Raw genomic sequence first — 20,912 nt, 5'->3', positions numbered from 1 at the left:
CAGGCACGAGGCAGAAAGCTCTTGGCTCCGCGAGCCAAAGGTCGACTTTACCAGACTCGGCGCGCGTCTGCTCGCCAGCCGAGGACGACTCGCCGAGGCGTGGCCGTCAGGAGGGGGCGACGGCCGAGCGTCCGGCGCGGACGGAGCGGGCGTGGAACCGGCCGTCCTCCTCGCTCAGCTCGATCGGGAGGTCGAAGGTCTCGCTGAGGTGCTCGGCCGTGAGTGTCTCGGCGATCGGGCCGGCGGCGACGATGCCGCCGTCGCGAACGAGCAGGACGTGGGTGAAGCCGACGGGGATCTCCTCGACGTGATGGGTCACCATGATGATCGCCGGCGAGTCGTCGGCGCTCGCGTAGCCGCCGAGTAGTTCGACGAGCTCCTCGCGCGTGCCGAGGTCGAGGCTCGCGGCCGGCTCGTCGAGCAGGAGGAGTTCGGGGTCGGTCATGATGGCCCGCGCGATCTGCACGCGCTTCTGCTCGCCGTCGCTCAGAGTGCCGAAGCGGCGGTCGGCGAGGTGGTCGAGCTTCCATTCGGCGAGGACCCGCGACGCGCGCTTCACGTCGATGTCCTCGTACTGCTCGACCCAGCGCCCGGTGACCGAGTAGGCCGCCGTGAGCACGACGTCCAGGACGGTCTCCTCCGGCGGCACCCGCTTCGCGAGGGCGGAGGACGCGAAGCCGATGCGTGGGCGCAGTTCGAAGACGTCGACCCGGCCGAGCGTCTCGTCGAGCACGGAGACCGTGCCCTTCGAGGGGTGGATGAGCGTCGCCGCGAGCTGCAGGAGCGTCGTCTTGCCGGCGCCGTTCGGGCCGAGGACGATCCATCGCTGGTCGCCCGTCACCGTCCAGTCGACGCCATCGAGGATGGGGTTGAGATTGCGGACGACGGACACATCGGAGAACTGCAACACGCTCGGCATGGTCCTAGCCTATCCGCCAAGACTCGTCGCGCGTCGCCGTCCTCCGAGGTGCCCGCAGGTGGTTCAGACCAGGCTGCGGTACAGCTCCGCCGTCTGGGTGGCGATGCGCGACCAGCTGAAGTCGGACTCCGCGCGTCGGCGACCAGCGGCCCCGTAGGCCCTCGCCTGGGCGGGATCCTGGACGACCTCGGTGAGGGTGGCGGCGAGGTCGGCGACGAAACGCTCCGGGTCGAGCGGGGTGCCGGTGCCGTCGGACGCCTGCGCGAGCGGGACGATCCTGCCGGTCACGCCGTCCTGCACGACCTCCGGGATGCCGCCGGTCCCCGTCCCGACCACGGCGGCACCGCAGGCCATCGCCTCGAGGTTGACGATGCCGAGCGGCTCGTAGATCGACGGGCACACGAAGGTCGTGGCGGCGGTGAGGACGGTGCACAGCTCGTGACGCGGGAGCAGTCGTTCGATCCACACGACCCCGGTGCGCTCGCGCTGCAGCTCCTCGACGAGCGCCTTGACCTCGGCGAGGATCTCCGGGGTGTCGGGAGCGCCGGCACACAGGATGAGCTGCACGTCGGGCGGCAGCAATCGGGCCGCGCGGAGCAGGTACGGCAACCCCTTCTGACGGGTGATCCGACCGACGAAGACGACGGAGGGACGGGACGGGTCGATGCCGAGGGACCGCAGCAGCTCGTCGTCCACGCGTGGCTGCCAGTCGGTCAGGTCGATGCCGTTGTAGATGACCTGCACCTTGGCCGGGTCGAGGCTCGGGTACGACCGCAGGATGTCGCGACGCATGCCGTCGCTGACCGCCACGACGGCCGCGGCGCCTTCGTAGGCGGACTGCTCGATCCAGCTGGACACGCGGTACCCACCGCCGAGCTGCTCGGCCTTCCACGGGCGGAGCGGCTCCAGACTGTGCGCGGTCACGACGTGCGGGATGCCATGCAGCAGCGACGCGAGGTGACCGGCACCGTTCGCGTACCAGGTGTGCGAGTGCACGAGGTCGGCCCCGGCGACGTCCTGGGCGATCATGAGGTCCGTCCCGAGGGTCGTGAGGGCGCCGTTCGCCCCCTGGAGCTCGGCCGGGACACCGTACGCGACGGTGTCGGCCTCGTCGCGTGGCGCGCCGAAGCAGCGCACGGTCACGTCGATGTCGCTGCGGAGGGATTTCACCAGCTCCGACACGTGGACGCCTGCGCCGCCGTAGATCTCCGGCGGGTACTCCTTTGTCACAAGATCAACTCGCATGTCTAGACGCTAGTACAGGTCTCGTCCGGCATCTATTGTGAAGCCATGGCCGCCTCAAAGAAGATCTTCGGAATCGTCCTCGCTGGTGGGGAAGGGAAGCGGTTGATGCCGCTGACCGCAGACCGCGCGAAACCGGCCGTACCGTTCGGCGGGCAGTACCGCCTGATCGATTTCGCGCTGTCGAACCTCATCAACTCCGGACTCACCCAGATCGTCGTCCTCACCCAGTACAAGTCCCACAGCCTCGACCGCCACGTCTCGCAGACCTGGCGGTTGTCCGGCCTGCTCGACTCCTATGTCGCGTCCGTGCCGGCGCAGCAGCGGCTCGGGAAGCGCTGGTTCAGCGGATCCGCCGACGCGATCCTGCAGAGCCTCAACCTGATCCGCGACGAGAAGCCCGACATCGTCGTGGTCGTCGGCGCCGACCACGTCTACCGCATGGACTTCGCGCAGATGATCGAGGCGCACATCGCCTCGGGCAAGAAGGCGACGGTCGCCGCGATCCGTCAGCCCATCTCCCTCGCCGACCAGTTCGGCGTCATCGACGTCGACGCAGACGACCCGACGACCATCGCCCGCTTCCTCGAGAAGCCGCTCGACGCGCCGGGCCTGCCCGACTCCCCCGGTGAAGTGCTCGCCTCGATGGGCAACTACGTCTTCGACGCCGACGCCCTCATGCAGGCGGTCATCGACGACGGCGAGGTGACGAGCTCGAACCACGACATGGGTGGCGACATCGTCCCGTACTTCGTCGATCGCGGCGAGGCCGGCGTCTACGACCTCCAGCGGAACGATGTACCCGGATCGACGGATCGCGATCGCTACTACTGGCGCGACGTGGGGACGATCGAGTCGTTCTACGAGGCCCACCAGGACCTCATCTCGACGCTCCCGATCTTCAACCTGTACAACCGCGACTGGCCGATCTTCAGTTCGCAGCTGAACTCGCCGCCGGCGAAGTTCGTGCGGGACGCGAAGGGCAATCTCGGCCAGACCATCGACTCGATCGTCTCGCTCGGTTCGCTGCTGTCCGGTGCCCACATCGAGCGCAGTGTCCTCGGGCCGTGGGCGCTCGTGGAATCCGGCGCCCACGTCTCCGACTCAGTCGTGTTCGACAAGGTCCACATCGAACCGGACGCCGTCGTCAAGCGGGCTATCCTGGACAAGGATGTGGTGGTCACCTCCGGCGCGAGCGTCGGTGTCGACCACGACCGTGACCGCGCTCGCGGCTTCACGGTCACCGAATCCGGTCTCACCGTGGTTGGCAAGGGAGTACGCGTCGTTCCATGAGTACCGAGCGTTCGGCAGTGGCGGATCCCGAGGCAGCACTCCCCCCACAGGCCGGACGAGGCGTCCGGTTCCTCGCGGTCCTCGACGCCGACTCGACACTCATCGAGAACGAGGTGATCGAGCTGCTCGCCGAGGAGGTCGGCAGCCTCCCCGAGGTCGCCGCCATCACCGAGCGCGCCATGCGCGGTGACCTCGACTTCGCCGACAGCCTCCGGGCCCGGGTCGCGACGCTCGCGGGCCTGCCCGTCGACCGGATCCCGGTGATCGCCGAACGGATCCGGACGACGGCCGGCCTGGAGACGCTGATCGGCCGGCTGCATGCGCACGGGTCGCGGATCGGTGTTGTGTCGGGCGGGTTCCATGAACTGCTCGACCCGCTCGCCGAGGCACTCGGCCTCGACCATGTGCGGGCGAACCGCCTCGAGACCGCCGACGGTCGGTTGACGGGAGGCCTCAGCGGTCCCATCATCGACGCGGCGGCGAAGGCGGCCGCACTGCAGGAGTGGGCCGATGAGGACGGCGTGCCGTTGGCACGGACGATCGCGATCGGCGACGGAGCCAACGACCTCGAGATGATGGCCGTCGCCGGGCTCTCGGTCGCGTTCAACGCGAAGCCGATCGTCCGCCGCCATGCCGACCTCGTCGCCGGGCGGGTCGACCTCGCCGGCGTCCTCCCGCTCCTCGGGCTCTGATCCGCGCGTCGGTGTCAGCGCCCGAGGTCGGGTTCTGCTCGGTGCGGTGCTGCCCGGGTCAGTGACCCATGCCGAGGCCGCCGTCGACCGGGATCACGGCGCCGGAGATGTAGCCCGCGTCGTCACCGGCGATCCACGTGACGACCTTCGCGACCTCGTTCGCACTCGCGAAACGCGCTGCCGGGATGCTCTTCTTGTACTCGGCCTGGGTCTCGGCGGGCAGTTCGGCGGTCATGTCGGTCTCGATGAACCCCGGGGCGATCACGTTCGCCGTGATCCCGCGTGCACCGAGCTCGCGGGTGATGGATCGTGCCATGCCGATGAGCCCGCTCTTCGAGGCCGCGTAGTTGACCTGTCCGGCGGACCCGTAGAGACCCACGACGCTGGAGATGAGCACGATGCGCCCGAAGCGTGCCTTGAGCATGCCCTTGGACGCGCGCTTGACGACGCGGAAGGAGCCGCCGAGGTTCGTGTCGACCACCTGGTCGAAGTCGTCCTCGCTCATCCGCATGAGCAGGGTGTCCTTCGTGATGCCCGCGTTCGCGACGAGCACCTCGACCGGCCCGAGCTCCGACTCGATCTCGGTGAACGCCGCGTCGACGGAGGCGGCGTCGGTGACGTCCGCGCGGACCGTCAACGTGCCGGCGGGGCCCTCGCCGGATCGTGCGGTGACGGCGACGCGGTGACCCTGCGCGACGAACTCCTCGGCGATGGCGAAGCCGATCCCCCGGTTGCCTCCGGTGACGAGTACGGTGCGTGGTGCGGTCATGGTCGATTCCTCTCCTGCGGCGATACCGGCCGACTCGTGCGGCGGCCGTCGGGGCGCGCGGCGTTCCGGCCGCGGACCCGTACCAGCATATGGGGGTACTCCCTTTCTCCCGGTGATTTGGGGGCTTCGCCCACCCGCCGAGCGCGTAGGCTGGTCATGGCATGAAGCAGCAGAGCATCACCTCCCTCCCACCGGCTCCCGAACAGGAGCGCCGGCAGCGGCTCATCAAGTACTCGATCACCATGGGTGTCCGGTTGCTTTGCCTCGCTGCGCTCCCGTTCGTCCAGGGCGGCTGGATGTTCGCGGTGGCAGCCGGCGCCATCTTCCTGCCGTACGTCGCCGTGATCATCGCGAACGCCGGGTCGCTGCCGTCGCAGGGGGCCATCGAGCGCCCCACCGGTGTCGTCGTGTCCCAGCGGCCGACCATCGTCGACGACTCGGTTCCGCCTCGTCCGGCCGACCAGGCATGATCGGGTTCGGTGCCGAGCCCGACGGCGTGATCTGCTCCCGGGCCGGCTGCCGCGCGGCGGCGAGCTGGCGGATCGAGTGGCGCAATCCGAAGATCCACGCGGAGGACCGCGTGAAGGTCTGGACCGCCTGCGACGAACACGTCGACTTCTTGGAGGCCTTCCTCGAAGCCCGCTCCTTCCCGCTCGAGCGGCGTCCGCTGGCGTCGGCGGTCGGCTCATGAGCGCGGGGTGGCGGTTCGCCTTCAGCCGCCGTTGGCTCGGCTACCTCGGCGTGGCGATCGTGTTCGCGATCGTGTGCGTCCTCCTCTCCAACTGGCAGCTCGCCCGGGCGAGCGAGAAGGAGGAGGAGGTCCAGCGCATCGAGACCAACTGGGACGCGACCCCGATCCCGCTCGACGAAGCGCTGCCGTCGCTCGACTCCTTCAGCGTGGCCGACGAATGGCACCCGGTGTCGATGAGCGGTACCTACCTGCCTGACGAACAGCTGCTGGTGCGGAACCGTCCCCGGAACAACCAGGCGGGCTTCAACGTCCTCACGCCGCTCCGACTTGCCAACGGAGACGTGTTCATCGTCGACCGTGGCTGGGTCGCTGCGAACGATTCACTCGAAGCACCCGAATCGATCCCGGCGCCTCCGAGCGGTGAGGTCTCGGTCGTCGTCCGCATCCGACCCGGCGAACCGACGCTCCCGGGCCGCGGGGCCGCCGACGGCCAGGTGGCCACGATCAACCTCCCGCAGATCGCCGAACTCCGCGGCGAGACGCTCTACTCCGGTGCGTACGGCATGCTCCTCTCGGAGAGCCCGGCGCCTGCCGAGGCGGCACCGCTTGGTCCGATCAAGCCCGAGCCGAACGAGGGGATGCACCTCTCGTACGCGCTGCAATGGGTGGTCTTCGCGCTGATGGGCTTCATCTTCCTCGCCTATGCCATCCGTCAGGAGTACCGCATCCTGAACTCCGACGACCCGAAGGAGCAACGGCGTGCGGCTGCGCGCGCCGAACGGCTCGCCGCGAAGGCACGGTCCGACGCCGACATCGAGGATGAGATCCTCGAAGCGAGTCGCTGACCCGACTGCCCCGAGCCGTCGACGGACGGGGCATACCCGGCCCGTGATGCTCATGGGCCAGCGGGCCGGCCCGCTGGCGCTAGGCCAGGCTGACGAGGTCCTGGTAGTCCTTGTTCCAGTGGTCCTCGACGCCGTCGGGCAGGATGAGCACCCGCTCGGGGTTGAGCGCCTCGACGGCGCCCTCATCGTGACTCACGAGCACGACGGCACCCTCGTAGTGGGCGAGCGCGTCGAGGATCTCCAGCCGGCTGGCCGGGTCGAGGTTGTTGGTCGGTTCGTCCAGAAGGAGCATGTTCGCGCCCGAGACGACGATCATCGCGAGAGCGAGTCTCGTCTTCTCGCCACCGGACAGCACGCCCGCGAGCTTGTTGGAGTCGTCGCCGGTGAACAGGAACGAGCCGAGGACCTTGCGCGCTTCCATCTCGGTGATGTTCGGCGACGAGGAGACCATGTTCTCGAGCACGCTGCGCTTCACGTCGATCGTCTCGTGCTCCTGCGCGTAGTAGCCGATCCGCAGGCCGTGCCCGGGCTCGAGCTGCCCGGTGTCGGGCTGGTCCACTCCGGCGAGGATCCGCAGCAGGGTCGTCTTGCCCGCACCGTTGAATCCGAGGATGACGACCTTCGAGCCACGGTCGATCGCGAGGTCGACGGCCGTGAAGATCTCGAGCGAGCCGTAGCTCTTCGACAGGTTGCTCGCCATGAGCGGCGTCCGGCCACAGGGCGCCGGGGTCGGGAACCGCAGCTTGGCCACGCGGTCTTGCGCGCGGACCTCTTCGAGCCCGGAGAGCATCCGCTCGGCGCGAGCCACCATCTGGTGGGCTGCGGCCGCCTTGCTGGCCTTCGCACCGAACTTGGCCGCCTGGAGCTGGAGCGCCGTCGCCTTCTTCTCGACGTTGGTGCGCTCCTTCTTCCGGCGCTCCTCGTCGGCTTCGCGCTGACGCTGGTAGTTCTTCCAGTTCATGTTGTAGATGTCGATGACGGTGCGGTTCGCATCGAGGTAGAAGACCCGGTTGACGGTCTCGCCGACGAGCTCGATGTCGTGCGAGATCACGATGAACCCGCCCTTGTACTGCTTGAGGAACTCACGCAGCCAGACGACGGAGTCGGCGTCGAGGTGGTTGGTCGGCTCGTCGAGGATGAGCGTCTCGGCGTCGGAGAAGAGGATGCGCGCGAGTTCGATGCGGCGACGCTGTCCACCCGAGAGCGTCTTCAGCTGCTGATCGAGGATGCGGTCGGGCAGGTTCAGGTTCGATGCGATCGAGGCCGCCTCGGCCTCTGCGGCGTACCCGCCGAGCGCGTTGAACCGGTCGGTGAGGTTGCCGTACTTCTTCATGGCGGCTTCCGCCACCTTCGGGTCGTCGCTCGCCATGGCCATGCTGGACCCCTGCATGCCGAGCGCGAGCTGGCCGAGACCGCGCGCATCGAGGATGCGGGTGCGGGCGAGGTCCTCCGGGTTACCGGAGCGCGGGTCCTGCGGCAGGTAACCGATCTCGCCACCGCGATCGATCTTGCCGTTCGTCGGGAGGGTCTCCCCAGCCAGCGTCTTGGTCAGGGTCGTCTTCCCGGCACCGTTACGGCCGACGAGGCCGATCTTGTCGCCGGCGGACACGCGGAAGTTCACGTGCTCCATGAGCACGCGTGCCCCCACGCGGATCTCGAGGTCGTGCACACTCAGCACAGGCATAGTCCATTTCTTCGGGTGCGTTTCGACAACGCGGAGGGTGGGGGTCAGCCTCCCAGTATAAATCGTGAATCCGATGCTCAGCACCGCGGCCGTTCCGGCAGGGTTCCGGCGCGGCCGGACGGGCGTCAACGCAGGGCGGAGATCCGTCCGATCGCCTCGGTGAGGAGCTCGGGTGAGCAGGCCAGGTTGAGTCGTGCGTGGCCGACGCCTCCGGGCCCGAACGGGGCTCCCTCCTGCAGGGCCACGCGCGCCTCGCGCAGGATGCGCCGCGCCGGGGGTTCGGTCCAACCGAGCGCGGTGCAGTCCAGCCAGGCGAGGTACCCGGCGGCAGGCGGACGGTAGCCGACCTCTGGCAACTCGGTGCCCAGCAGCTCACCGAGCAGCCGCCGGTTGCCGTCGAGCAACCCGAGGAGCCCGTCCAACCAGGGCTCTCCGGCCTCGAAGGCGGCGACCGAAGCCAGCACACCGAACTGACCCGTCCGCCAGAACACCTCGACCGGCATCCCCGCGACCACGCTCCGCGGCCCCGGGCCGGCGGTGACCATCACCGCGCACTTCAGGCCGGCGAGGTTCCAGGCCTTGCTCGCCGACAGGACGGCGTACCCGTGTTCGGCGGCCTCGTCGGACACGCTGAGATAGGGGACGAACCGCTCGCCCGGCTGGGTGAGCGGAGCGTGGATCTCATCGCTCACGACCGTGACCCCGTACCGCGCGGCCAGCGCGGCGACCGAGCGGAGTTCGTCGACCGTGTGCGGCCGACCGATCGGGTTGTGCGGGTTGCAGAGCAGGAACGCCTTCGCGCCGTTGCGGAAGGCGGCTTCGAGACCGTCCAGGTCGAGCCGCCAGCCTCCGGCGGGATCGTCGGCGCGGCTGGACCCGAGCAAGGGGACGTCCACCACGACTCCCCCGGCCTCGATGACGAGGTCGAAGAACGGCGGGTAGACCGGCGAGGTGATCACGACGCCCTCGCCGGGCGAGATGACGCGACGCAGGATCTCGACGATGCCCATGCTGACGTCGGCGGTGGTGAACACGGAGCCGGGATCCACGACCCATCCCCAACGTCGCGCTGCGAAGTCGGCGAACACCTGCGGGAGCCGCGTGCGGCTCGCGACATACCCGGCGTCACCGCGGTCGATCGCCGCGTGCAGGGCATCGCGGACCACGGGTGCCAGGGGGACGTCCATCTCGGCGACGAACATGGGCAAGACGTCGTCGGGGTACTCGGACCACTTCTCGCTCGTCCGGCTGCGCAGGACGTCGAGGGGGTCTGCGGACACGATCTCGGTCATGCCTCGACCCTATCCGGGATCAGCCGGACGACGCTGCCGGGAACAGGACGACGGACGGCTGCAATGCAGCCGTCCGTCGTCGTGGAGGTTCGATCAGATCGAGAAGCCGAGGGCACGCATCATGTCGCGCCCGTCGTCCGTGATGCGCTCCGGGCCCCACGGCGGCATCCACACCCAGTTGATGCGGAAGGCGTCGACGATGCCGTCGAGCGCTTGACCCGTCTGCTCCTCGAGGACGTCCGTGAGCGGACATCCGGCGGAGGTCAGGGTCATGTGGATGATGAGCGCGTCGTTCTCGTCATCCCAACCCAGGTCGTAGATGAGACCGAGGTCGACCACGTTCACCCCGAGCTCGGGGTCCATGACGTCCTTGAGCGCCTCTTCGACCTCGTCGAATCGTTGCGGACTGAGCGTTGTTACCATGTCGTTATCTTAGACCGCTCGCGCGGCTTCAGGCACCTTCCGGGGCGACGACGGCATCGACGAGGAAACGGTCGTAGCCTTCGTTCTCGAGTCGGTCGGCGAGCTCGGGACCGCCCTGCTCGGCGATCTTGCCGGCGACGAAGACGTGCACGAAGTCCGGCTTGATGTAGCGCAGGATGCGCGTGTAGTGCGTGATCAGCAGGACGCCGAGGCCCGTGTTCTCCTTGGCGCGGTTGACGCCCTCGGACACGATCTTGAGGGCGTCGACGTCGAGGCCGGAGTCGGTCTCGTCGAGGACTGCGAACTGCGGCTTCAGCAGCTCGAGCTGGAGGATCTCGTGACGCTTCTTCTCGCCACCGGAGAAGCCCTCGTTGACGTTGCGCTCGGCGAAGGCAGGCTCCATGCGCAGGTTCTTCATCGACTCGCGGACGTCCTTGATCCAGCCGCGGATCGCGGGCGCCTCGCCGTCGACCGCGGTCTTCGCCGTGCGAAGGAAGTTCGTGACCGTGACACCGGGGATCTCGACGGGGTACTGCATCGCGAGGAAGAGTCCGGCACGGGCGCGCTCGTCGACGCTCATCGCGAGGACGTCCTCGCCGTCCAGCGTGATGGATCCGCTGTCGACGGTGTACTTCGGGTGGCCGGCGATCGTGTACGCGAGCGTGGACTTACCCGAACCGTTCGGACCCATGATCGCGTGGGTCTCGCCCTTCCGGATGGTGAGGTCGACGCCACGCAGGATCGGCTTGGTGCCCTGTTCGGTTTCGACGCTGACGTGCAGGTCGCGGATTTCGAGGACTGACATGGTGCTAGATCTCTTTCGTTGCGGTCGGGTCGATGTAGATGTCGCCGTCGATGAGCTCGACGGTGTAGACGGGGACCGGCTCGTAGGCCGGAAGGGTGAGCGGCTTGCCCGTCGTGAGCGAGAACTGCGAGCCGTGTGCCCAGCATTCGAGGTTGCCGTCCTCGACGAAGCCTTCGGACAGCGAGATGTCGCCGTGGGTGCAGACGTCGCCGATCGCGAACAGTTCGTCCGATGCGTCGCGCACGAGGGCGATCGGCACGCCGTCCACCACGACCCGCTTGGCCTGGTTGACGGCGAGCTCGTCGAACGAGCACACCTTCGTCGCCATCAGTGCTGCGCTCCGCCGGTGCCCTGTCCGTCGGCGCCGAGCAGTTCGGCCTCGATGGCCGCCGAGAGGCGCTCCTGCAGCTCGGTGTCGCCGATCTGCTGGATGATCTCCACGAGGAAGCCGCGGACGACGAGTCGTCGTGCCTCGTCCTCAGGGATGCCTCGAGCCTGCAGGTAGAAGAGCTGCTCGTCGTCGAAGCGTCCGGTCGCGCTCGCGTGACCGGCACCGGCGATGTCGCCGGTCTCGATCTCGAGGTTCGGAACGGAGTCGGCACGGGTGCCGTCGGAGAGAACCAGGTTGCGGTTCTGCTCGTAGCTGTCGGTGCCGACGGCACGGTTGCTGATGAGGACGTCGCCGATCCACACGGACCGCGCACCCTCGCCCTGCAGTGCGCCCTTGTAGGTCACGCGCCCGCGGGTGTTCGGTGCGTCGTGGTGCATGTAGACCTGCTGCTCGAGGTGCTGACCCGCGTCGGAGAAGTACACGCCGAGCGAGTCGAGGTCCGAGCCCTGACCGGCGAGGTGCAGGGTCGGGTTCACCCGGACGACCTTGCCGCCGAGCGACACCACGACGTGCTTGAGGTGGGCGTCGCGACCGATGGACGCGAAGTGGCTGGCGAGGTGCACGGCTGCGTCGTCCCACCACTGCACGGTCACGACGGTCACGTCGGCCTGCTCGCCGACGACGATCTCGACGTTCTCGGTGAGGCGGGCGTCGCCCGCGTTCTCGATGATGATGAGGCCGCGGCTGAACGGTGCGGCGGTGATGACGGTGTGCGCAGCGCGGGCGCCGTCGCCGAGCCCGCTCCGCTCGAGGCGCAGGGTCTTGGACTCCTCGCCCGTGACCGAGATCGCCAGCGCCTGGTCGAAGCTCGACCAGGCGTTCGCGGAGGCGCGCTCCTCCGGCACGCCGGCGGAGCCGACGCGGGCGTCGTCGCGACTGATCCACTCGACGCTGAAGCCGTCGACGTCGTCGTGCGTGATCGGGGTGGGCGAGCCGTCGAGCTCCCCCGCGGTGAGGTCGGTGAACTGCGCGACCGGGCTGAGCTTCCAGACCGCCTCGCGTCCCGTCACCGCTGGGAAGTCGGCGACATCATAGGAGCTGAAGCGCTCCGATCGGGTCTGCACCGGGATGACGCGTCCTGCGCCGTCGCTGTGTGCCGTGATGCCGTGCTGTCCTTCGGTCTGAGTCGGTGCTGCAGTCGTCATTAACCGACGGATCCTTCCATGCCCATCTCGATGAGCTTGTTGAGTTCGAGTGCGTACTCCATGGGCAGTTCGCGGGCGATCGGCTCGATGAAGCCGCGGACGATCATCGCCATGGCCTCGTCTTCCGGCATGCCGCGGCTCATGAGGTAGAAGAGCTGCTCCTCGCTGACCTTGGACACCGTCGCCTCGTGTCCGAGCTGGACGTCGTCCACACGGATGTCGATCGCCGGGTACGTGTCGCTGCGGGAGATGGTGTCGACCAGGAGCGCGTCGCAGCGCACGGTGTTGGCCGAGTGATGGGCGTTGGCGTCCACCCGGACCTCGCCGCGGTATCCCGCGCGTCCGCCGCCTCGGGCGATCGACTTGGAGACGATGGACGACTGCGTGTACGGAGCCATGTGGATCATCTTCGCGCCGGCGTCCTGGTGCTGGCCGGGACCGGCGAACGCGACGGACAGGGTCTCGCCCTTGGCGTGCTCGCCCATGAGGTAGATGGACGGGTACTTCATCGTGACCTTGGATCCGATGTTGCCGTCGATCCACTCCATGGTCGCGCCTTCGGCGGCCGTGGCGCGCTTCGTGACCAGGTTGTAGACGTTGTTCGACCAGTTCTGGATCGTCGTGTAGCGGACGCGGGCGTTCTTCTTGACGATGATCTCGACGACCGCGGAGTGCAGCGAGTCCGACTTGTAGATCGGCGCGGTGCAACCCTCGATGTAGTGCACGTAGCTGCCCTCGTCGGCGATGATCAGCGTGCGCTCGAACTGACCCATGTTCTCGGTGTTGATCCGGAAGTAGGCCTGCAGCGGGATCTCGACGTGCACGCCGGGCGGCACGTAGACGAAGGAGCCACCCGACCACACGGCGGTGTTCAGCGCGGCGAACTTGTTGTCGCCGGACGGGATGACCGTGCCGAAGTACTCCTCGAAGAACTCGGGGTGCTCACGCAACGCCGTGTCGGTGTCCATGAAGATGACACCCTGCGCCTCGAGCTCCTCGTTGATCTGGTGGTAGACCACCTCGGACTCGTACTGCGCGGCGACGCCGGAGACGAGGCGCTGGCGCTCCGCCTCGGGGATGCCGAGCTTCTCGTAGGTGTTCTTGATGTCGTCCGGCAGGTCCTCCCAGGTCTGAGCCTGCTTCTCGGTGGACCGGACGAAGTACTTGATGTTCTCGAAGTCGATCTCGGAGAGGTCGGCGCCCCACGTCGGCATGGGCTTGCGCTCGAACAGCTGCAGGGCCTTGAGGCGGCGCTGCAGCATCCAGTCCGGTTCGCTCTTCAGTGCGGAGATGTCGGCCACGACCTCCGTGGAGATGCCGCGGCGCGCTGAAGCGCCGGCGACGTCGCCGTCGTGCCATCCGAACTCGTATTGGCCGAGTCCGGCGAGCTCCGGGCGATCGATCAGGATGTCTGACATGTGTCCCTCTTTCCTCCCTGGAGACAACCACCGGCTGGAGGTCGTCATTCCCTCCCATGGCACGCGCCTGATCGGAGCGGATTGGGGAGGGGATGTGCGGGCGGCTTCTTCGCGAACCTACAATGTTCATGAACCATGGCGCTTCTCGCGCGCACCGTGAACCTCATAATCCTACAGCTTCCTGTGGGTTGTGGGTGAGGACGGTGGATACCGCAGCCGTGGCCACCGCGAACCGAAGGATCGACCCGTGTCACACCACTCCAAGACCGCCGGTCGACCGACGCCGGCACCGTCCCTTCCCGACCGGGTGCGGGCCACCCGGTTCTGGCAGTGGTTGCCGACGACGATCGACAAGCGCGTACGGGTCGTCGCCTGGCTCTCGTTCGCCTTCCAGCTCGTCCTCATCGGGACCGGGGGCGCCGTCCGCCTGACGGCCTCCGGGCTCGGATGCCCGACGTGGCCGCGCTGCACGGACGACTCCTTCGTCAACACGCCGGAGATGGGCATCCACGGCTTCATCGAGTTCGGCAACCGCCTTCTGACCTTCGTCCTCGCGGCCATCGTGATCGCCGCGTTCCTCGCGGTGATCCGCATGCGTCGGCAGCGCCCCGACCTCTTCCGACTGACCCTGCTCCAGGGCCTGTCGATCCCCGCGCAGGCAGTCCTCGGCGGCATCACCGTCCTCACCGGGCTGAACCCGTACGTGGTCGGGCTGCACTTCGTCATCTCGATCGTCCTGGTCGCCCTCGCGACGATGCTCGTCCATCGGGTCTACCGAGGCCCTCGCGGTGCGGTGAAGGTCATGCCCGGCTGGTACCTCGGCGTCGTCCACCTGACGAGCCTCTTCGTCGCCGTCACCGTCGTGTTCGGCATCCTGACGACGGGCTCGGGCCCGCACGCCGGCGACAACTCGAAGGAGGTGCCGGCGCCGCGCAACGGGTTCGACCCCGAGTTCCTCCAGCACCTGCACAGCTGGCCCGCCTACGCGACGCTCGCCGGCACCATCGTGCTGCTCGTCGGCGCGATCGCGCTCGGTGCCCGCCGCGGGTCGCGCGGGGTGCGCACCGCGGTCTCCACGCTACTCGCGGTCGAAGTGGTGCAGATCATCGTGGGGCTCACCCAGGCCCGCCTCGGACTCCCCGAGGTGCTCGTCGGGCTGCACATGGTGCTCGCCGGACTGCTCGTCGCCGCGATGACCTGGGTCGTGCTGCAGCAGCGGATCCCGGTCCGGACCGCGTCACGCGTCGAGGAGTCGGCATCCCTCAGCGTCTCCCGCTGACGGCTCAGACGCACTTCCGCTGACGGGTCAGCGGGCCTGCCGACGACTCACTGCGCCTGCTGACGACTCAGAGCATCCCGACCGCGGTCACGCGGACGACCGCGGTCCCGGTCTCGTCGGAGGCGTCGAGATCGATGACGGCGCTGATCCCCCAGTCATGGTCGCCGGCCGGATCGGCGAACACCTGACGCACCCGCCAGACACCACCCGCGTCGCCGACGGGGCGCTCGTCCTCGTCGTCGACGACCAGCAGCTCCGGGCTCCGTGCTGCAGCACCGGTCGGGAGTTCACCGTGCTCCTCGAAGTACGGATCCATGGCATCGGCCCAGGTGTCGGCGTCGAATCCGGCCGACGCGTCGAGCTCGCCGAGCGCGTCGTAGTGCTCCAGCGACGCGAGCTGGACCCGGCGGAAGAGTTCGTTCCGGACGAGGACGGTGAACGCCCGGCGGTTGGCGAGGACACTCCGTGGCGTGGGCGGGAGTGACCGACTCGCCTCCGCATGGCGTTCGGGGTCCGGGTGGGACAGTTCCTCCCACTCGTCGAGCAGACTCGAGTCGACCTGTCGGACGAGTTCGCCGAGCCACTCGATGAGGTCCTGGAGCTCCTCGTCCTTGAACTCGTCCGGCACGCTCTGCCGGATCGCACGGAAGGCGTCGGAGAGGTACCGCAGGACGAGTCCCTCGGACCTCGAGAGACTGTAGAACGAGACGAACTCGCTGAAGTTCAGTGCACGCTCGATGAAGTCGCGCACGACCGCCTTCGGGCGGAGCTCGAGGTCGAGTGCCCACGGCTGCGCAGCGGTGTAGCTCGTGAACGCCGCCTCGAGGAGTTCCGCCAGCGGCCTCGGATGGGTGACCGCCTCGAGGAGCTCCATGCGCTGGTCGTATTCGATCCCCTCGGCCTTCATCGCCTGCACGGCCTCGCCCCTGGCGAGGTGCTGCTGGGCCATGACGATCTGGCGCGGATCGTCGAGCGTCGACTCGACGACCGAGATGACGTCGAGGGCGAAGCCGGGCTCCGCGGGGTCCAAGAGCTCGAACGCGGCGAGGGCGAACGGCGACAGCGGAGCGTTGAGCGCGAAGTTCGGCTGCAGCTCGACCGTGAGGCCGATGACGACCTCACCCGTCTCGGGGTCGATCGTCTGGGTGATGACGCCTGCCGTGCGGAGGGTGCGGTAGATCTCGAGCGCGCGCCTGGCCAGGGCGAAGCGTCTCGCCCGAGGCTCGTGGTTGTCGAAGACGAGGGAGCGGATGGTGCCGAAACTGTCACCGCCGCGTGCGATGACGCTGAGCATCATCGCGTGGGTGAGCTGCATGTGGCTGGTCAGTGTCTCAGGCTCGGCCGCGACGAGACGCTGGAAGCTCGGCTCCCCCCAGGACACGAACCCCTCCGGCGCCTTCTTCCGGATGATCTTCCGGCGCTTCTTCGGGTCGTCGCCGGCCTTCTCGATGAGCTTGAGGTTCTCGGTCTCGTGCTCGGGGGCCTGGACGACGACGGTGCCCGCAGTGTCGTAGCCGGCCCGACCCGCACGACCGGCGATCTGGTGGAACTCCCGGGCGTTCACCTGCCGCATCTTCGTGCCGTCGTACTTCGTGAGCGCCGTGAACAGGACGGTGCGGATCGGGACGTTGATCCCGACGCCGAGGGTGTCCGTCCCGCAGATGATGCGGAGGAGACCACGTTGGGCCAGCTGCTCCACGAGGCGTCGGTACTTCGGCAGCATGCCGGCGTGGTGCACGCCGATCCCGCTGCGGACGAGTCGGGACAGCGTCGTGCCGAACGCGGTGCTGAACCGGAAGTCGCCGATGGCGTCGGCGATCTCGTCGCGTTGCTCGCGGGTGACGACCTTGAGGCTGGTCAACGCCTGTGCCCGCTCGAGCGCCGCCGCCTGCGCGAAGTGGACGATGTAGATCGGAGCCTGTCCCGTGTGGAGGAGGTCTTCCACGGTCTCGTGGATCGGTGTGGTCGCGTAGGAGAAATGGAGCGGGACCGGTCGTTCGACACCGGTCACGATGGCGGTCTCGCGGCCGGTCCGGCGCTCGAGGTCGCGCGCGAGATCGCCGACGTCGCCGAGGGTCGCGGACATGAGGATGAACTGCGTGTCCGGGAGGGTGAGGAGCGGCACCTGCCACGCCCACCCGCGGTCGGGGTCGGCGTAGAAGTGGAACTCGTCCATCACGACCTGGTCGATGCCGGCGTCCTCGCCGTGCCGGAGCGCCAGGTTGGCGACGATCTCCGCGGTGCAGCAGACGATCGGCGCGTCGGCGTTCACCGAGGAGTCCCCGGTGACCATCCCGACGTTCTCCGCGCCGAACATCTCGACGAGTGCGAAGAACTTCTCGCTGACGAGCGCCTTGATCGGGGCCGTGTAGTAGCTGCGGCGACCGGAGCTCAGCGCCGCGAAGTGTGCGCCGGCGGCGACGAGGCTCTTGCCGGTCCCCGTCGGGGTGGAGAGGATGACGTTGGCGCCGTCGACGATGCCGATGAGCGCCTCCTCCTGCGCCGGGTACAGGCTGAGTCCGCCGGCCTCGGCCCAGGAGACGAACCGGTCGAAGACGATGTCGGGGCTCTCCCCCGCCGCAGCGATCAGCCGGCCGCGTTCCGCTGCGTCAGCCACCGGGTCAGAACGGGAGCAGCGGGTCGATGCCGACGGCGAGGAACAGGAGGGTCAGGTAGGTGATCGAACCGTGGAAGACGCGCATCGGCGAGACGTGCTCGTGGCGGATCGCGAGGTTGTACAGGCGGTGGGTCTCGTAGACGAACCAGCCGCCGGACAGGAGGGCGACGGCGCTGTACAGCAGCCCCATGTCGGCCACCGGGATGAGCAGGAGCGAGCAGACGACCGTCGCCCACGCGTACAGGATGACCTGGAGGCCGACCTGCGCGCGACCGCGGACGACGGCGAGCATCGGCACGCCGACGGCCTGGTAATCACTGCGGTACTTCATGGACAGCGGCCAGTAGTGGGGCGGCGTCCAGAGGAACACGACCGCGAAGAGGATGATCGGTGCCCACGAGAGCGAACCGGTGACGGCGGCCCAGCCGATGACGACGGGGAAGCAGCCCGCGATGCCACCCCAGATGATGTTCTGCTGGGTGCGTCGCTTCAGCCACAGCGTGTACACGAAGACGTAAAAGAGGATCGCGCCGACGGACAGTGCGGCCGCGAGCCAGTTGGTGGTGGCGAGGAGCCAGACCGTCGAGACGACGCCGAGCGTCCACGCGAACACGAGTGCCTCGCGCGGCGTGAGCTCGCCGGTCACGAGGGGGCGCTTCTTCGTGCGGTCCATGACCGCGTCGATGTCGCGGTCGATGTAGCAGTTGAACGCCGCCGCGGAGCCGGCGCTCAACGACCCGCCGATGACGGTCGCGATGACGAGCCACCAGTCGGGCAGACCGCCCTTCGCGAGGATCATGACGGGGATCGTCGTCACGAGCAGCAGTTCCATGACCCGCGGCTTGGTGAGGGCGATGTACGCCTTCGCCTTGCGTCGGAAACCGAGCTTGGGGCTCGACACACGTTCTGCTACAGCGACGTCCATTGCTCCTCTAACGTTCGGTTCACCACGCACTGCTCGCCCGGTGCGCGGTCCGCAGACGATTCTACGACACGCGCGGGCGGCTCCCTACTCACGGTGCGCAGGCGCGCGGTCCCTCACCGGGTGACGCCTGTCCTGCAAGCTCTGCGACCATCCGTGACGTCGCGTGTTCGCGCTCGTCGAACATCGACCCTCGGCTGCAGGGGTTCGCTATGCTGGGAAGTGCTCGCCAGCCACTGTGCACGCGTGCGCCCCCCTTCACCCAGTTCGAAGAGCGGTGTCGTGTGCTCGGACGCCGAAGACGACGTGGGCCGCGAACGCACAGAAGAAGGCTCGACCGCTCGTCGGCCTCCTGTTCCGATGAGAAGGGTCAGTATTCAGTGGCAGATCTGCAGTGGGAAAGCATTGACAGCAAAGCAGTCGACACGGCGCGCATCCTCGCCGCCGACGCGGTGGAGAAGGTCGGCAACGGCCACCCGGGAACGGCGATGAGTCTCGCCCCCGCCGCCTACCTGCTGTTCCAGAAGGTCATGCGACGCGATCCGAAGGACCAGGACTGGCTCGGACGCGACCGCTTCGTCCTGTCGGTCGGGCACAGCTCGCTGACCCAGTACGTCCAGCTCTACCTGGGCGGCTACGGTCTGGAACTCTCCGACCTCGAGGCGCTCCGCACCTGGGGCTCGCTCACGCCGGGTCACCCGGAGTACGGCCACACCGACGGCGTCGAGATCACCACCGGTCCCCTCGGCCAGGGGCTCGCCTCCGCCGTGGGCTTCGCGTACGCGTCCCGCTTCGAGCGTGGCCTGTTCGACCCCGAGGCCGAGGCGGGCACGAGCCCGTTCGACCACTTCGTCTACGTCATCGCCGGTGACGGCGACCTGCAGGAAGGCGTCACGAGCGAGGCCTCCTCGCTCGCCGGTCACCAGCAGCTCGGCAACCTCATCGCGATCTACGACTCCAACCAGATCTCGATCGAGGACGACACCAACATCGCCTTCACCGAGGACGTCAAGGCCCGCTACGAGGCCTACCACTGGCACGTCCAGGTCGTCGACTGGAAGAAGACGGGCGAGTACGTCGAGGACGTCCACGCGCTCAACGACGCGATCGAGGCCGCGAAGGCCGAGACCGACAAGCCGTCGCTCATCATCCTCAAGACCATCATCGGTTGGCCGGCTCCCAAGAAGCAGAACTCCGGCAAGATCCACGGTTCGGCGCTGGGCGCCGAGGAGCTCGCGGCCGTCAAGGAGGTGCTCGGCTTCGACCCCGAGCAGAACTTCTTCGTCGCTGACGAGGTCATCGAGCACACCCGCAAGGCGATCGACCGCGGTGCCGAGGCACGCGCCGAGTGGCAGCAGACGTTCGACGCCTGGGCCGCGGCCAACCCGGAGCGCGCTGCGCTGCTCGAGCGTCTCGAGGCCGGCGAACTCCCCGAGGGTGTCGAGTCGGCGCTGCCCGTGTTCGAGGCCGGCAAGGACGTCTCGACCCGCGCCGCATCCGGCAAGGTGCTCAACGCCCTCGGCCCGGTCATCCCGGAGCTCTGGGGCGGTTCGGCCGACCTCGCCGAGTCGAACAACACGACGATCGAGGGCGGTGCGTCGTTCATCCCGAGCGAGCACTCCACCCACGAATGGACCGGGAACCCCTACGGTCGCGTCCTGCACTTCGGCATCCGCGAGCACGCCATGGCCGCGATCCTCAACGGCATCGTCCTGCACGGCCCGACCCGCGCGTTCGGTGGCACCTTCCTCATCTTCAGCGACTACATGCGTCCGGCCGTCCGTCTCGCCGCGCTCATGAACGTGCCGTCCATCTTCGTGTGGACCCACGACTCCGTCGCCCTCGGTGAGGACGGCCCCACGCACCAGCCGATCGAGCAGCTCGCCTCGCTCCGTGCCATCCCGAACCTCGCCGTCGTGCGACCGGGTGACGCGAACGAGGTGGCCTATGCCTGGCTCGAGATCCTCAAGCGTCGCGGCGGCCCGACCGGCATCGCGCTGACCCGTCAGAACATCCCGGTGTTCGAGCGCGGCACGGGCGACGCCACCGGCGAGACCTTCGCTGCAGCGTCGAACGTCGCCAAGGGTGCGTACATCCTCGCCGAGGCGCCCGGCGGCACGCCGGACGTCATCCTCATCGCGACGGGCTCCGAGCTCCAGCTCGCCGTCGAGGCCCGCGAGGTCCTGCGCGGCGAGGGCGTCAACGCCCGCGTCGTCTCGGTGCCCGCACTCGAGTGGTTCGAGGAGCAGTCCGCCGAGTACCGCGAGTCCGTCCTCCCGAAGGCCGTCACCGCACGCGTCTCCGTCGAGGCGGGTCTCGGCCTGACCTGGAAGAGCATCGTCGGCGACGCCGGCCGGACCGTGTCGATCGAGCACTTCGGTGCGTCCGCCGACTACAAGACGCTGTTCCGTGAGTTCGGCATCACCACGGAGGCAGTCGTCTCCGCAGCACACGAGACGCTCGGCAAGTAGCCCGGGCGAAGGAG

General features: G+C 68.2%; 19 protein-coding genes. 7 read left to right on the top strand and 12 right to left on the bottom strand.

Features of this window, described 5'->3' with window-relative positions; all coding sequences use genetic code 11:
• Positions 1–106 precede the first annotated feature (106 nt).
• On the bottom strand, positions 107–919 hold the full coding sequence (locus IFR14_RS11685) for an ABC transporter ATP-binding protein (protein ID WP_085510924.1): 813 nt from the start codon (positions 917–919) through the stop codon (positions 107–109).
• 63 nt (positions 920–982) lie between these two features.
• The gene (glgA, locus tag IFR14_RS11680) at positions 983–2,164 is read right to left on the bottom strand and encodes a glycogen synthase (protein WP_191941119.1); all 1,182 of its coding nucleotides are present in this window, start codon (positions 2,162–2,164) and stop codon (positions 983–985) included.
• Between the two features lie 45 nt (positions 2,165–2,209).
• On the opposite strand from glgA, the gene IFR14_RS11675 reads away from it, so the two are divergent.
• A complete protein-coding gene (locus IFR14_RS11675; protein ID WP_064296946.1) occupies positions 2,210–3,454 on the top strand; it encodes a glucose-1-phosphate adenylyltransferase in 1,245 nt (414 codons plus the stop codon).
• Positions 3,451–4,146, top strand: a complete 696-nt coding sequence (serB, locus tag IFR14_RS11670) for a phosphoserine phosphatase SerB (RefSeq protein WP_191941118.1) — start codon at positions 3,451–3,453, stop codon at positions 4,144–4,146. The genes IFR14_RS11675 and serB overlap by 4 nt, the downstream gene beginning before the upstream one ends.
• Positions 4,147–4,204: 58 nt before the next feature.
• Here the strand turns inward: serB and fabG are convergent, their stop codons facing one another.
• Positions 4,205–4,915 (bottom strand): 3-oxoacyl-ACP reductase FabG, encoded by a 711-nt coding sequence (gene fabG / locus IFR14_RS11665; protein ID WP_079705970.1) that lies wholly within the window; start codon positions 4,913–4,915, stop codon positions 4,205–4,207.
• Between the two features lie 161 nt (positions 4,916–5,076).
• Between fabG and IFR14_RS11660 the strand changes: the two genes are divergently transcribed.
• The 3 genes from IFR14_RS11660 to IFR14_RS11650 are packed head-to-tail and all read left to right on the top strand — an operon-like array spanning position 5,077 to position 6,451.
• Positions 5,077–5,385, top strand: coding sequence for a DUF3099 domain-containing protein (locus tag IFR14_RS11660; protein WP_085510920.1), 309 nt, complete (start codon positions 5,077–5,079; stop codon positions 5,383–5,385).
• Positions 5,382–5,606, top strand: a complete 225-nt coding sequence (locus tag IFR14_RS11655) for a hypothetical protein (protein ID WP_079705968.1) — start codon at positions 5,382–5,384, stop codon at positions 5,604–5,606. The genes IFR14_RS11660 and IFR14_RS11655 overlap by 4 nt, the downstream gene beginning before the upstream one ends.
• The gene (locus IFR14_RS11650) at positions 5,603–6,451 is read left to right on the top strand and encodes an SURF1 family cytochrome oxidase biogenesis protein (protein WP_137241655.1); all 849 of its coding nucleotides are present in this window, start codon (positions 5,603–5,605) and stop codon (positions 6,449–6,451) included. Before IFR14_RS11655 ends, IFR14_RS11650 begins: the two co-directional genes overlap by 4 nt.
• 79 nt (positions 6,452–6,530) lie before the next feature.
• Here the strand turns inward: IFR14_RS11650 and IFR14_RS11645 are convergent, their stop codons facing one another.
• From IFR14_RS11645 to sufB, 7 genes are all read right to left on the bottom strand, one after another.
• Positions 6,531–8,129, bottom strand: a complete 1,599-nt coding sequence (locus tag IFR14_RS11645) for an ATP-binding cassette domain-containing protein (protein ID WP_191941314.1) — start codon at positions 8,127–8,129, stop codon at positions 6,531–6,533.
• Between the two features lie 131 nt (positions 8,130–8,260).
• Entirely contained in the window at positions 8,261–9,427 is a 1,167-nt protein-coding gene (locus IFR14_RS11640) for a MalY/PatB family protein (RefSeq protein ID WP_191941117.1), read from the bottom strand.
• Positions 9,428–9,520: 93 nt separating this feature from the next.
• A complete protein-coding gene (locus IFR14_RS11635; RefSeq protein WP_056005622.1) occupies positions 9,521–9,850 on the bottom strand; it encodes a metal-sulfur cluster assembly factor in 330 nt (109 codons plus the stop codon).
• A gap of 28 nt (positions 9,851–9,878) precedes the next feature.
• Positions 9,879–10,655 (bottom strand): Fe-S cluster assembly ATPase SufC, encoded by a 777-nt coding sequence (gene sufC, locus IFR14_RS11630; protein ID WP_079002531.1) that lies wholly within the window; start codon positions 10,653–10,655, stop codon positions 9,879–9,881.
• Between the two features lie 4 nt (positions 10,656–10,659).
• Positions 10,660–10,983: a non-heme iron oxygenase ferredoxin subunit gene (locus tag IFR14_RS11625; protein WP_064296937.1), complete on the bottom strand. Its 324-nt coding sequence runs from the start codon at positions 10,981–10,983 to the stop codon at positions 10,660–10,662.
• Positions 10,983–12,191 carry a Fe-S cluster assembly protein SufD gene (gene sufD / locus IFR14_RS11620; protein ID WP_191941116.1) on the bottom strand — a complete coding sequence of 403 codons (1,209 nt, stop codon included), beginning with the start codon at positions 12,189–12,191 and terminating at the stop codon, positions 10,983–10,985. The genes IFR14_RS11625 and sufD overlap by 1 nt, the downstream gene beginning before the upstream one ends.
• Positions 12,191–13,609, bottom strand: a complete 1,419-nt coding sequence (gene sufB / locus IFR14_RS11615; RefSeq protein ID WP_056005633.1) for a Fe-S cluster assembly protein SufB — start codon at positions 13,607–13,609, stop codon at positions 12,191–12,193. The genes sufD and sufB overlap by 1 nt, the downstream gene beginning before the upstream one ends.
• A gap of 307 nt (positions 13,610–13,916) precedes the next feature.
• On the opposite strand from sufB, the gene IFR14_RS11610 reads away from it, so the two are divergent.
• Positions 13,917–14,888: a COX15/CtaA family protein gene (locus IFR14_RS11610; RefSeq protein ID WP_137243062.1), complete on the top strand. Its 972-nt coding sequence runs from the start codon at positions 13,917–13,919 to the stop codon at positions 14,886–14,888.
• 67 nt (positions 14,889–14,955) lie between these two features.
• Here IFR14_RS11610 and IFR14_RS11605 read toward each other — a convergent pair whose 3' ends face one another.
• On the bottom strand, positions 14,956–17,505 hold the full coding sequence (locus tag IFR14_RS11605) for a DUF3516 domain-containing protein (RefSeq protein WP_191941115.1): 2,550 nt from the start codon (positions 17,503–17,505) through the stop codon (positions 14,956–14,958).
• A 4-nt stretch (positions 17,506–17,509) separates the two neighbouring features.
• Positions 17,510–18,430, bottom strand: coding sequence for a heme o synthase (locus IFR14_RS11600; protein ID WP_064296933.1), 921 nt, complete (start codon positions 18,428–18,430; stop codon positions 17,510–17,512).
• A 377-nt stretch (positions 18,431–18,807) separates the two neighbouring features.
• Between IFR14_RS11600 and tkt the strand changes: the two genes are divergently transcribed.
• Positions 18,808–20,898 carry a transketolase gene (tkt, locus tag IFR14_RS11595; RefSeq protein ID WP_064296932.1) on the top strand — a complete coding sequence of 697 codons (2,091 nt, stop codon included), beginning with the start codon at positions 18,808–18,810 and terminating at the stop codon, positions 20,896–20,898.
• Positions 20,899–20,912 lie beyond the last annotated feature (14 nt).

It is taken from the genome of Plantibacter sp. CFBP 8775 (genome assembly GCF_014839505.1).
Classification (GTDB): domain Bacteria; phylum Actinomycetota; class Actinomycetes; order Actinomycetales; family Microbacteriaceae; genus Plantibacter; species Plantibacter auratus.
Note: the sequence above shows the minus strand (reverse complement) of the source record. Positions and strands in the feature narration are given on the sequence as shown.